Annotated in this window: 11 protein-coding genes; 3 read left to right on the top strand and 8 right to left on the bottom strand. The window is 39.1% G+C overall.

The window, feature by feature from the left end; genetic code table 11:
* Window positions 1-161: 161 nt before the first annotated feature.
* The 7 genes from V7083_RS20370 to hemE form a co-directional block, all read right to left on the bottom strand.
* Window positions 162-1151 carry a lipoate--protein ligase gene (locus tag V7083_RS20370; RefSeq protein ID WP_335481359.1) on the bottom strand — a complete coding sequence of 330 codons (990 nt, stop codon included), beginning with the start codon at window positions 1149-1151 and terminating at the stop codon, window positions 162-164.
* Window positions 1152-1165: 14 nt separating this feature from the next.
* Complete coding sequence (locus V7083_RS20365; RefSeq protein ID WP_335481356.1) at window positions 1166-1900, bottom strand: MBL fold metallo-hydrolase; 735 nt, start codon at window positions 1898-1900, stop codon at window positions 1166-1168.
* A 117-nt stretch (window positions 1901-2017) separates the two neighbouring features.
* A complete protein-coding gene (locus tag V7083_RS20360) occupies window positions 2018-4099 on the bottom strand; it encodes a YhgE/Pip family protein (protein ID WP_438823756.1) in 2082 nt (693 codons plus the stop codon).
* Between the two features lie 37 nt (window positions 4100-4136).
* The gene (locus V7083_RS23865; RefSeq protein WP_438823755.1) at window positions 4137-4361 is read right to left on the bottom strand and encodes a YhgE/Pip family protein; all 225 of its coding nucleotides are present in this window, start codon (window positions 4359-4361) and stop codon (window positions 4137-4139) included.
* Between the two features lie 304 nt (window positions 4362-4665).
* Window positions 4666-6081, bottom strand: coding sequence for a protoporphyrinogen oxidase (hemY, locus tag V7083_RS20355; protein WP_335481354.1), 1416 nt, complete (start codon window positions 6079-6081; stop codon window positions 4666-4668).
* 36 nt (window positions 6082-6117) lie between these two features.
* Complete coding sequence (gene hemH, locus V7083_RS20350) at window positions 6118-7050, bottom strand: ferrochelatase (RefSeq protein WP_335481352.1); 933 nt, start codon at window positions 7048-7050, stop codon at window positions 6118-6120.
* A gap of 158 nt (window positions 7051-7208) precedes the next feature.
* Window positions 7209-8255: a uroporphyrinogen decarboxylase gene (gene hemE, locus V7083_RS20345; protein WP_335481350.1), complete on the bottom strand. Its 1047-nt coding sequence runs from the start codon at window positions 8253-8255 to the stop codon at window positions 7209-7211.
* Between the two features lie 254 nt (window positions 8256-8509).
* On the opposite strand from hemE, the gene V7083_RS20340 reads away from it, so the two are divergent.
* Window positions 8510-8983 carry an antibiotic biosynthesis monooxygenase gene (locus tag V7083_RS20340; protein ID WP_335481348.1) on the top strand — a complete coding sequence of 158 codons (474 nt, stop codon included), beginning with the start codon at window positions 8510-8512 and terminating at the stop codon, window positions 8981-8983.
* Between the two features lie 143 nt (window positions 8984-9126).
* The gene (locus V7083_RS20335) at window positions 9127-10524 is read left to right on the top strand and encodes a hypothetical protein (protein ID WP_335481346.1); all 1398 of its coding nucleotides are present in this window, start codon (window positions 9127-9129) and stop codon (window positions 10522-10524) included.
* Window positions 10525-10551: 27 nt separating this feature from the next.
* Here V7083_RS20335 and V7083_RS20330 read toward each other — a convergent pair whose 3' ends face one another.
* Window positions 10552-11187 (bottom strand): phosphatase PAP2 family protein, encoded by a 636-nt coding sequence (locus tag V7083_RS20330; RefSeq protein WP_335481344.1) that lies wholly within the window; start codon window positions 11185-11187, stop codon window positions 10552-10554.
* A 97-nt stretch (window positions 11188-11284) separates the two neighbouring features.
* Here V7083_RS20330 and V7083_RS20325 point away from each other — a divergent pair, with 97 nt between their 5' ends.
* On the top strand, window positions 11285-12463 hold the full coding sequence (locus tag V7083_RS20325; RefSeq protein WP_335481342.1) for a M20 family metallopeptidase: 1179 nt from the start codon (window positions 11285-11287) through the stop codon (window positions 12461-12463).
* Window positions 12464-12750: the final 287 nt, after the last annotated feature.

Below are 12750 nucleotides of genomic sequence, written 5' to 3'. Positions count from 1 at the left end.
TGGTGAATGAATACTCATTCACATTTTTGTAACAATTTTCTAAATATATTATATTGAAAGAACCTTAAGTATTCAAGTATAATTCTCGATATTTTCAGAAAAGTTACACAGTGCGTTTAGATAAACAAACAGCACCCCAAAAAAAGAGTGCTGTTATCTATTTAATATAGTAGGTTAAGAAATTCCTCTTTCGTTATATTTCCAAAATAATGACTAATAGTAACATCTGCGAGAGCTTTTTCGATTTCACCCTTGTCATAGCGAATGTCCTTTAGTTTAGCTTCAATTTCACTTACATCGCCAACACCAAAAAAGTCGCCATATATTTTGCAATTCTCGATGATTCCTTTATTGACTTCTAATCGGACATCAATCGATCCGACAGGGAAACGATGAGAATGCTGCAGGTTACATTTAGGTGATTTTCCATAGTTCCAATCCCAATTTTGGTAGCGTTCTTTGGAAAGCTGATGAATCTTTTCCCAGTCCTCATCAGTAAGAACATACTCGGCAATTTCACTCTGTCCCTCAAAGATTGATTTTAAAATTAAAGAACGAAACTCTTCGATATTGATTCTTTCGGTTAAAAATTCGGATATATTAGCCACCCGGCTTCTTACAGATTTAATCCCTTTTGATTCAATTTTATCCTTTTTTACCTTTAAAGCAGAGGCGACATTTTCCATTTCTGAGTTAAACAGAAGCGTTCCATGACTGAACATTCTACCTTTTGTAGAAAACTGTGCATTACCGGAAATCTTCCTGCCTTCTACTTCGATGTCATTCCTGCCGTTTAGTTCGGCATTTACCCCTAATTTTTTCAGAGCTGATATGACCGGTTCTGTGAATTTACGGAAATTATGAAAGCTTTCTCCGTCATCCTTGGTTATAAAGCTAAAATTTAAATTCCCGAGATCATGATAAACAGCTCCACCTCCAGACAATCTGCGAACAACAATAATCCCATTCTGTTCAACATATTCTGTGTTAATCTCTTCAATGGTGTTTTGATTTTTTCCAATAATGATGGATGGCTGGTTTATGTAAAATAATAGATAGGTTTCATTAATATCAAGATTTTTCAGGGCATACTCTTCGATGGCGAGGTTAATTTGCGGATCTGTTATTCCCTTATTGTCGATAAATAACATTGTTACTTCCCCTTTTACAGTGTAATGGTCTTAAATTCTTCAGCTAGCTCTATTATACCAGTAAAATGCTGCGCTGCCTCAGTCGTAAGATCAGTAAGGTTCCCATAATGCGGCAGATGGGTCAGAATTAATTTCTTTACCCCTGCTCTATTAGCAAATTGCCCTGCATCCATACTATTCATATGACCGGCAGACTTTCCACTTTGGTTGCCATAAAAATTACACTCACATAGTAATACATCAGCTGCTTGGCTAAATTCAATAAATTCTTCTTTAAAAGCACTGTCTGCTGTATAAACAAGCACCTTTCCGTCAGCTTCGATTCTCATCGCGTAACATGGCACTGGGTGATCTGTTTTTAAAAAGGTGATTTGAAACGGGCCAACGCTTAGCTTCTGATTCGGATCATATGCATGACCTTGGGTAATATTTTTATAGGTTAATTTTGCAAATTCTTCTTGATCAAAATGGTGGCCATATACAGGAAGTGTCGGGAATTCTTTCCCTAGAAAACCTTGAATCAATCTGGCATGCTGAAGAACGCCAATGTCAGCAATATGATCCGGATGATAATGGGAAAGAACAAGAGCATCTAACTCCTCTGGCTCCACAATATTTTGCAGCTTGGCCAATACACCGCTTCCGCAATCAATTAGCAGTTTAAAATGATCATGTTCAAGCAAGTAGCCTGAACTAGCAGCGTTCTTTTTGGGATATCCACCCCAAAAACCAATGATAGTCAGCTTCATGTTTCATTCCTCCAATTTCATTTTCCTACTCCCTAATATACTCCAACTTGTGCTCTATTCATAATTTTGGTATTGAAAAAACCAGCCAAATGAATGAATTGGCTGGTCTTTTGATTATCACTCGCTTATAAGTGTCTTATGTTTAGATTTAAGTTTCATTGAATAGGTAACGATCGTTAATAACGCAAACCCTAAAGTAAAACTTAATAAAATCATGAAGTTTTCCCACATAAAGCTGTAGTCGCCGCTTGAGATTACTGCTTTAAAGCCACTTACTGTATAAGTCATTGGTAAGAAAGCATTAAAGTGCTGTAAGAAATTTGGAATTAATTCAAGCGGGAACGTTCCTGCACTTGTTGTTAGTTGGAATATTAGAATGACAATAGCAACAAAACGCCCGACATCAGCCAATGCAGAAACAAGTAATTGAATTAACGTTACAAATGTCAAACTGGTCAAAATCGAGAATAGCATAAATTTAGGCTCACTTTGAACGTGCAGATCCAATCCCCAAAGAAGGATTGCGTCAGCAACTAATGCTTGAACGATACCAACCGCTGCCATAATCGCAAATTTACTGAAAAACCAGTTAAAACCGCTTGATGGTCTTATAGCTGCTTCACGAATTGGGAAGACAATTGATAATAGAAGTGCACCAACAAATAAACCTAATGATAAGAAATATGGTGCAAATCCTGTTCCGTAGTTTGGCACTTTATTTAATCTATCTTTTTCTAATTTTACCGGTTTCGCCATCATATTATATGTTTTATTATCAGCATGAACCTTTGAGGCCTGTTCTGCACCATCAGAAAGTTTAGTAGCAAGTTCATTTGCCCCGTCAGATAGCTTAGTTGTACCGTCTTTTAATTGGTTGGAACCATCGGCTAATTTCCCAGCCCCATCCGTGATTGCTCCAGAACCAGCTGTTAATTGGTTCATCCCACTTGCCAAGTCAGTCGCACCGTTTTTGAGTTCATTTGAGCCAGTTGCAAGTTTACCTGCACCAGCTGTTAATTGATCTGCACCGCCAGATAATTGAGTCATCCCACTTGCCAAATCGGTTGCACCATTTTTGAGTTCATTAGAACCAGATGCAAGTTTGCCTGCACCAGCTGTTAATTGATCTGCACCGCCGGATAATTGAGTCATCCCATTTGTTAGCTGTTCGGCACCAGTGTTTAAAGCAACTGAACCTGTATATAATTGATGAATCCCAGATTGCAAATCTTTTTGTCCAGTATTGATTGCCCCAATTCCGTTAATTAGGCTATCAAAATATGGATTGGTTTGATTTCGAATTTGCTCCTCTAAACCTGTGGTTGCTCCCAATAATTTTTGATTAACCCCAGTTTTAAATTGCTCGAATCCTGAATCCAAACCTGGTTTAAGGTTGGCAGCAATTTGTACTTGAAGCTGTTCNNGTGCAAATACACCTTGCACAATTGCTGGGTCGGCACCATTCTTTATTAAAGCATCAGCTAATTGCTGCATACTTGCTGACTGTTGGGCCAATGTCTGTTTAGCAATTTGTTGGGAGAGGCTGGCAGTCAGTTGTGATTCAAAACTGTCAATTCCTTTATTAAGCTCTCCTACACTGCTAGCCAATTGAGTTTTCATTCCTTCAGCAATCCCTGCAGGAAGTTGTTCTTTCAATTGTTCAGCACCTTCGTAGACCTTGTCAGTTCCGGAAACTAGTTCAGGAAGCTTGGAATCTACTGTTGCTAGACCATTTTTAACTTGACTTGAACCTTCAGTCAATGTTTGGGAACCTGAAGATGCCGTTTTTACACCTTGGTTGAATTCAATTGATTTTTCCGCAAGGGTTGCAAGCCCATTGTATAATTCATTCGAACCGGATGATAGTTTACCGGCACCTGCATCAGCCGTTTTCATTCCGGTATTAAATTCAATCGATTTTTCTGCTAATGTCGAAAGACCATTATTTAACTCTTTTGAGCCATTATCAAGTTCGACAGTACCGTCACTCAATTCTCCTGCACCATCACTTGCCTTTTTGATACCGTCTGCAAGTTCAGACACCTTTTCAAATATCGTTTCAGCATAAGTTTCAGTTACCTTTTCGGAAACAGCCGTTTTAATTCTATCAATGGCAGTCCCGCCAATCTGAGCTGAAAGGAAATTGTAGCTCTCATTTGGTCTATAAATTAGCTCCAATTTTTTTGGATTTTTATCCATGAGAGTTGTTGCGTTTTCTGAAAAATCCTTTGGTATTTCAATTAACATGTAATNNTCCTGAATCTTTATTGACAGTTTTAAAATCAAACTGCTTACTGTCTTTTAATTTTTTTACAAGATCATCACCAAGTTTCAGGTGTTCTCCTTCCATTTCAGCTCCCTTGTCATTATTGACAATTGCAACCGGTAGGTGATCCATCTTGCCGTAAGGGTCCCAGAACGCCCACAAAAACATCCCGGCATATAAAACAGGAATAAACATGACTGCGATAATCGGAATTAAGACTTTCTTATTTTTGAAAATAGTTGAAAGCTCTTCCTTCAACAGGATGTTTTTCATATCGGATGCCTCCTTTATTTTTATTGACCGTTTTATTCATTTGGTCATTATTCTGTAAAGAATTAGGATTATCAAAGATGACAATCCTAAAGATACCGAAATTGACCAAATGAACATTTCAGTCATTTATTACTTTTCGAGTATACTCTCTTTTTCATAGATTGGCAATAGCTAAAATGCAAAAAAAAGAGACTGTTTACTAACCAGCAGTCTCTTCGAATAAATCTTATCCTTTTAAATAATCTAATACATCTTTAACCGATGCTTCTCCCTGATTAATACAGTCAGGAATTCCTACGCCTCCATAGGATGCACCTGCGAGGAAAACCCCTGGCAGTTCTTCTTTCATATACTGCAAAATTTTATTCAGCCTTTGTTTGTGGCCTACTGTATATTGAGGCATAGCATTTTTCCAACGAGAAACAATCGAAAATTCCGGATTCATTGTAATGTCCATCGTTTTCTTCAAATCATCGAGTACGATGCGGATGATCTGATCATCCGAGAGATCCACAATTGTTTCGTCACCGGCCCTACCTACATAACAACGAAGCAATGCTTTATCCTTCGGAGTGGAATGCTCCCATTTTTTATGGGTCCAGGTACATGCTGTTATCGAATAGTCACTATTTCTTGATACTACAAATCCGGTTCCATCAATATCCTGCTTAATTGCTTCTATCGGAAAGGCCATCGATACTGTTGCAACCGAAGTGGATGGAACTGACTTAAAAGGCTCAAAAAAGTTATACTCTGAGAACATGGATTGCGTCACTTTATGTGGAGTGGCTGCAATAATAGAATCAGCCGTAATCATTTCCCCATTATTGAGATATAGTTCGTACTTCCCATTAAATCTGTTTATCTGCTCCACCCTATGCCCTTTTAAGATGATGTTTGGGTCTAGATGAGCCTCAATAGCCTCAGCAAAAGATTGCAAACCAGTTTTAAACGTTAAGAATCCGCCAGTGGTTTTTTCTTTTGTAACAGCTTCCTTTGGCTTTGCCGGAGCGGACTTTTTCATCCCTATGATCAGGCTTCGGTATTTTTGTTCCACCTCATAAAATTGCGGGAATGTCGATTGTAAACTTAATTGATCAATATCACCTGCATAAATCCCGGATAATAATGGTTCAATTAAATTTTCTACAACCTCGTCTCCCAATCTTCTGCGAAAAAATTCTCCTAAAGATTGGTCTTTCCCACTTTCTGATCGAGGTAAAATAAAATCAGCCGCAGCTCTTAACTTACCGGGAAGAGAAAATAGACCAGTAGTGATAAATGGTCCAATTTCTGTTGGGATTCCCATGATCGATCCACCGGGCATTGAATGCAGTTTCTCATTAACTAAAACATACGATTTTCCCGTGGAATTGGGTACTAATTTGTCATCCATTCCAACCTCTTTTGCCAGTCTGATCATGCTGGTCTTCCTTGCCAAGAAGGAATCAGGACCTCTTTCAATTGTAAAACCGTCCTTAACAACGGTTTGCATTTTCCCTCCCAGACGGTGTGAGGCCTCTATCAATTGAATATCGATTGGAAGGCTGTGCTCACGTATCATTTTTTGAAGGTAAAACGCCGCTGTCATTCCGGCAATACCTCCACCAATTATAACAACCTTCTTGTGATCTTCCGTCACGGGCTTCACCTTCTTCCTGTTATTTCCCTCTTTACATTATTGACTAATATGTTTCAATATGACGGTAGCTAATGTGTCAATAAATTCTCTCTGAGCATTTGGCATTTCTGGTCGATAATACTTTGCCCCAATTTCATCTGTTACCGCTTTACATTCGATATCATTATCATATAAAACTTCAAGATGGTCACATACAAATCCTACCGGAGCATAAACAAAGGCTTTATACTTTTTCTCATAATATAAATCCCTTGTTAAATCCTGTACATCGGGACCCAACCAAGGTTCAGGCGTATTGCCTGCACTTTGCCAGCCAATTTCAACATTTTTCACACTAGCTTGTTCAGCAATTAAATCAGCCGTTTCCTTTAACTGCTGAGGATATGGATCTCCAAATTGGATAATTTTCTCAGGGAGGCTATGTGCGGAAACAATTAGAACGGCATTTTCTCTTTCATCCGCTGGCATACTGTCGAATATACCCCTAACTCTCTCTGCCCAATATTGTATAAATTTTGGTTCTTGATACCAGCTTTCAATTGACGTAATAGTCAATCCCCCCAGCTTGGTAGCTTCTTCTATCGCTCTTCCATTATAGGATTGTACACTGAAAGTTGAGAAATGTGGGGCTAGGACGATACTTACTGCTTCTTTAATTCCATCGGTATGCATTTGTTTCACTGTATCTTCTATAAATGGATGAATATGTTTTAAACCCAAATACATTTTAAATTCAATTTCATCCTGTATGCTATTTATATGTTGCTCAAGCAGTTCAGCTTGTTCTTGAGTAATTTTGGCCAGAGGTGAGATTCCCCCAATGGCTTCATAGCGATTTCGTAAATCTTCTATCATTTCAGGGCTAGGTTTTCTGCCACGCCGAATATGAGTATAGTATCCCTCTAAATCATCCAATGTATAGGGCGTGCCATAAGCCATTACCAGCAACCCCATTGTCTTCTTTGCCATGTTTTACACCTCAATCGTATGTTTATCCCTTAACTGTGGATAGGGTCACGAAGTGTCAGTAACTACCATTCTGACTTTCATGACCCTTTTTTGCAGCTTATATTATTGTGCCAAAAAATTGGCCCACTTACCAATATTTACGCTTAGCTGAGGTGTTTTTATCCTTTCAACTTTTCAGAAGAATATTCATGGATAAACGCAGTTAATTTTTTCAACATTTCTGGATTTACAGATGGGAATACTCCATGACCTAAATTAAAGATGTAACCTGGCTGGGTCATACCTTGATCTAAAATGGCTTTGGCCTTTTCTTCGATCACTTCCCAAGGAGCAAGAAGAATGGCGGGATCAAGATTTCCTTGAACCGTCTTTTGGATACCCATTTCTCTTGCCTGTTTAATAGGCAGTCTCCAGTCCAAACCCACCACATCCAAAGGAAGATCATTCCATTCCAACGCCAAGTGGCTTGCCCCTACGCCAAACATGATTAGCGGAACATTTTCTTCTTTTAAAGAGGTAAAGATCCTGTTCATGATTGGTTTAATGAAAAACCGATAATCTTCTACATTGACCGCTCCAACCCAAGAATCAAATATTTGTATCGCTCTTGCACCGGCATTGATTTGGGCTTTTACATAGGTAATAATCATATCGCCAAGCTTGTCCATTAACGCAAACCATGCTTTTGGTTCCGCATACATAAACGCCTTGGTCTTATTATAATTTTTCGATGGCCCGCCCTCGATCATATAGCTGGCAAGTGTAAACGGAGCACCTGAAAACCCGATTAATGGTACAGATAACTGCTCTTCTGTTAACAGTTTGATGGTATCTAATACATATGGAATATCTTGCTCAGGATGAATTTCTCCTAGTCTTTCAACATCAGCTAAGGAACGGATTGGATTATCAATAACTGGTCCAATTCCACCTTTTATTTCAACATTTACACCTAATGCGGGCAGTGGTGTCATAATATCTTTATATAGAATAGCAGCGTCTACGTTATATTGTTCTACAGGAAGGCGTGTAACATAGGCACAAAGCTCTGGTTGATGAGTGATTTCAAATAAAGAATACTTTTCTTTAATTTCCCGGTATTCAGGCTGCGACCGTCCTGCTTGCCTCATATACCAAACAGGAACATGATCCGTTTTCTCTCCTCTGGCTGCTTTTAAAAATGTTTCATTGATTGGTTTTTTCATCCCATTTCGTCCACCTTTCGAAGACATGTATGTATTCATTCTAATATAATGATGATAATTTTAAAAACTTTCAACCCCTATACACACTGTCTCCAATATACCTATTAATCCTATTTGTGTATAGCCATATGATACTAATTGACAAAAAATAGTTGGTTTTTATCGTTGAAATCTCTGTTTCAATTTCATCACTTGTATGAAGGATCTTAATTGAAATAGACTATTCATAACAAAGAAAGTGAGGAGCTGATAGGATGAATGTTTTTATAACTACTGGAACGTATGATTTTTTAAAGAAAATCGAATCAAAGTATCCGAAAGAACTGATTTTGACCTTGGTCAATTCAACTGGAGCCCTATTATTTCATGAGACTCCAGGAAAAACAGTTTTTCAGGCACCAAGAAAGTATGACATTTTTGCGGCTGAGGGGAACTTAACAAAAGAAGGCTTTGTCGTCATGAATCATCTTCCTGTCACCGATGAGGGCAGGCCCTTAATTGAGTATGAGATAAAAAAAGGTGTAAAAGCTTTTGGAACAACGACTGGTTTAAAAGCAATGAGAGCCCTCCGACCAGGATCCACCAATACGTATATATTTATGACGGTTTGGGTCAATGTAGCATCCTATGACGATAGGAAGGGCACCAACCATCCTTTTGTCAATCTCAGTGACCCCATAATTTTAGCCGGACCCGCCTACATTCATACATATTCCATAACTGAATAACTAATACTGCCTTCGGAATGGAGTTTATATCCATTCCTTTTTTTATTTTTTCTACTCACCACTAGATGCCGTTTTCATATTCTGTATTACATCCATAAGGGCATTTACCCAGCTCCTATAGGAAGAAAGGAGGTAAAAACAAAATGATTGTTGAATTAACTGCTCTCCATTGGATTTACGTTGTTTTCATTGCTCTTATTATTGGATTCATGGTTATGAGAAGGGACACTACGATTATATGTATTGTGGGTATATTCCTCATTGCCATAACTGCTACGGGAAGTTTAGCCCACGCTGTTAGTAGTATTTTTAATAGTTTTGGGTATGCCATTACTGAATTATTGTCTACGATTTTGGTCATTTCGATTATTGTTGCGATGAGTCATACCTTAACCGCGACCGGGATCAACGATGTGATGATCTCCCCGTTCCGACGATTGATTCGCAACCCGCCCATGGCCTATTGGACAATTGGTATCTTGATGATGGTCATATCCTGGTTCTTCTGGCCATCTCCAGCAGTTGCACTATTGGGCGCTGTCCTGTTGCCAGTAGCTATTCGTGCAGGATTACCAGCTCTTGGGGCCGCCATGGCCATGAACCTTTTTGGACATGGAATTGCCTTATCAGGTGATTATGTCATTCAAGCCGCTCCAAAACTTACCTCAGATGCAGCAGGAATTCCTATTCAGGATGTAATTAATGCCAGTATTCCATTAGTATTTATTATGGGTCTTGTCACCACTGTTACAGCTTATTATTTGCTAAGGCGCGACATGAAGCGTGGGGTTCTTACCACCGCATCTACTGATTTGTCTCCATCTCAAGAGACATCCTCCAACCAACCAGTTCTGCTTTCCCTCGCCCAAAAACAATTTTTTGCCATTTTAGTACCTCTCCTATTCGTAGCCGACGTCATCGCTATGACCAACTTGAACTTGACAGGTGGAGATGCTACTGCCATAATTGGCGGAACTTCTATTCTAATTTTGATTTTAATATCATTATTTAGCTATAAAAACAAAGGTCTTGAAAAATCAACCAGTCTTCTAATTGAAGGATTTCAGTTTGGCTTTAAAGTATTCGGACCTGTTATTCCGATTGCCGCTTTCTTTTATTTAGGAGATTCCGGTTTCACAAAAATTATTGGAGATTACTTACCAAAGGCCTCACAAGGCATTGTCAATGATTTAGGTGCTGCTCTGGCAAGTATAGTTCCATTAAGTAAAACGGTTGGAGCCATCACTCTGACAGCTGTAGGAGCTATTACAGGGCTAGATGGATCTGGATTCTCCGGAATCTCACTTGCTGGTTCTGTGGCAAGTCTATTTGCAGCAGCGATTGGTAAAGGTGCCGCTACCTTAACAGCATTAGGACAGATCGCAGCCATTTGGGTTGGCGGTGGAACTCTAATTCCTTGGGCATTAATCCCGGCAGCAGCAATTTGTAATGTAGATCCCTTTGAGCTGGCCAGACGAAACCTTGTTCCAGTAGTGGTTGGTTTAATTGTAACGACCATTGCCGCGATTTTCCTCATATAACAAAAGAGGCCATTCGAGGCCTCTTTATTATTTTACTAACCATTTAGATTTGATAAATTGATATAACCAGATCCACAGCGACACCCAAATAAATCCAAACGCGTACCCACCAAAAACATCTGATGGATAGTGGACGTGAAGAATAATTCTGCTGGCTCCAATCAACAGTAATAGAATCCCAGCTAGTAAACCAACGATTATTTTTCCAGTAATAGACTTCATTTCTTCTATTATTAAATAGGCTATTAAGAAATAAATAATCATGCCTACCATCGCATGACCACTTGGGAAGCTGTAACTTTTTACGATGACTAGGTGTTCCAAATCGGGTCTTGGTCGTTCAAAAAGATCTTTTATCCATTTGCTGATTTCATTGCCGATTCCAGTTGCCAATGCCACCAGAGCTGCCCCAAGATAATTCCTTTTTTTCAACAATAACCAAGCTAGCATTAGGAGAGCAATACCACCGATTTCCTTTTTATTACCCATTCTCGTAATTGTTTTAAAAAAAGGAATGGCGGAATCCGGTACATGTGAAAACCATGCTGTTACAATTTTATCTATCCAAAAAGGACTGTGAATCGCGACTTTTAATGTGGTAAAGATTACTGTCAAAACAGCAATGACAATAAAACTAACATTCCATTTATTTTTTACTTTCATTTCCTTTTCCCTTTCTTTTTTTAAAAGTATAAAGAATATTAAGTTAAATATCTATATAATAGTATAAAACAAATTATTTAGGGATGGGGGTACATAAATGTTAAGCAAATTATTCGTTAAATTAGAGAATTACTATGAAGAGATGATTTCTATTCGGCGGTATTTACATCAGCATCCTGAATTGTCATTTAAAGAATATGATACAGCTAAATTTATTCAAGGTTATTATGAGAAGCTAGGGATTGAAGTAAAGGGGAATGTCGGTGGAAATGGGGTAATTGCACGGATTAACGGTAATAAACCGGGGAAAACAGTAGCACTCAGGGCTGATTTCGATGCTTTACCGATTCAGGACGAAAAGGATGTTCCATATAAATCGTTATTTCCTGGAGTGATGCATGCTTGTGGGCATGATGGACATACTGCGACCTTATTGGTACTGGCCAAGTCGCTTTATGAATTAAAGGACGATCTGGAAGGGAACTATGTCTTTATACACCAGCATGCAGAGGAATACGCACCAGGCGGGGCCAAGCCAATGATCGAGGATGGGTGTTTGGATGGAGTTGATGTTATTTTCGGCACCCATCTTTGGGCAAGCGAACCGGTTGGAACGATTCAATATCGCGTCGGACCTATCATGGCGGCAGCTGATCGCTTTGAGATTGAAGTGCAGGGCAAAGGTGGACACGGAGCACAGCCTCATAAAACAAAGGATGCGATTGTGACTGCCTCCCAAATTGTTTTAAACCTGCAGCAAATTGTCAGCCGTAAGGTAAATCCAGTTGATTCTGCCGTTGTAAGTGTCGGCTCCTTTACTGCTCAAAATGCTTTTAATGTGATTGCTGATAAAGCCAAGTTGATTGGTACAGTTCGGACTTTTAATGGAGAGTTACGAGATTTTATTGAGGCGGAAATGGAGCGAATTATTCATGGAACTTGTTATATCTCCAATTGCAGCTACAAGTTTGACTTTGTTAGAGGCTATCCAGCTGTAGTGAATCATGAGCGGGAGACAGAGTTTCTGATCTCTTGTGCCCAGGAAGTTCCTGAGGTTTCAGTAATAGAGGAAACTGAACCGCAAATGGGTGGGGAAGATTTTGCCTATTATTTGGAGAAGATTCCTGGGACCTTCTTTTATACCGGTGCCCGGCCATCCGGAGAGGACACTGGATACCCTCATCACCACCCTAAGTTTGATATTGATGAAAGAGCGATGCTAATCGCAGCAAAGACATTAGGTACTGCTGCTGTGAAAGTGCATCAGCCGGAATAATTGGGGAATTTTCATTTTATATTTTGGAGAAACTGGTGAAAGGCAAGTTCGTGTGCTAAGTAACTAGTTTTTTTATTTTTTAAATCATGAAAGACAATTCGATCAGATTCTTTACTTACTTTGGCTTTCATCACCTTAATGAAGGACATCCTATTCCGCTTTTTTATTTGCTTTGACTTTCATCACCTTGATGAAGGACATTCCACTCCCCTTTTTCACCTGCTTTGGCTTTCATCCCCTCGATGAAAGACATCCCACTCCCCTTTTTCACCTGCTTTGGCTTTCAT

The sequence above is a fragment of the Bacillus sp. JJ1764 genome (assembly GCF_036962145.1).
Lineage (GTDB): Bacteria > Bacillota > Bacilli > Bacillales > Cytobacillaceae > Neobacillus.
This window is presented reverse-complemented; position numbering and strand designations above follow the sequence as displayed.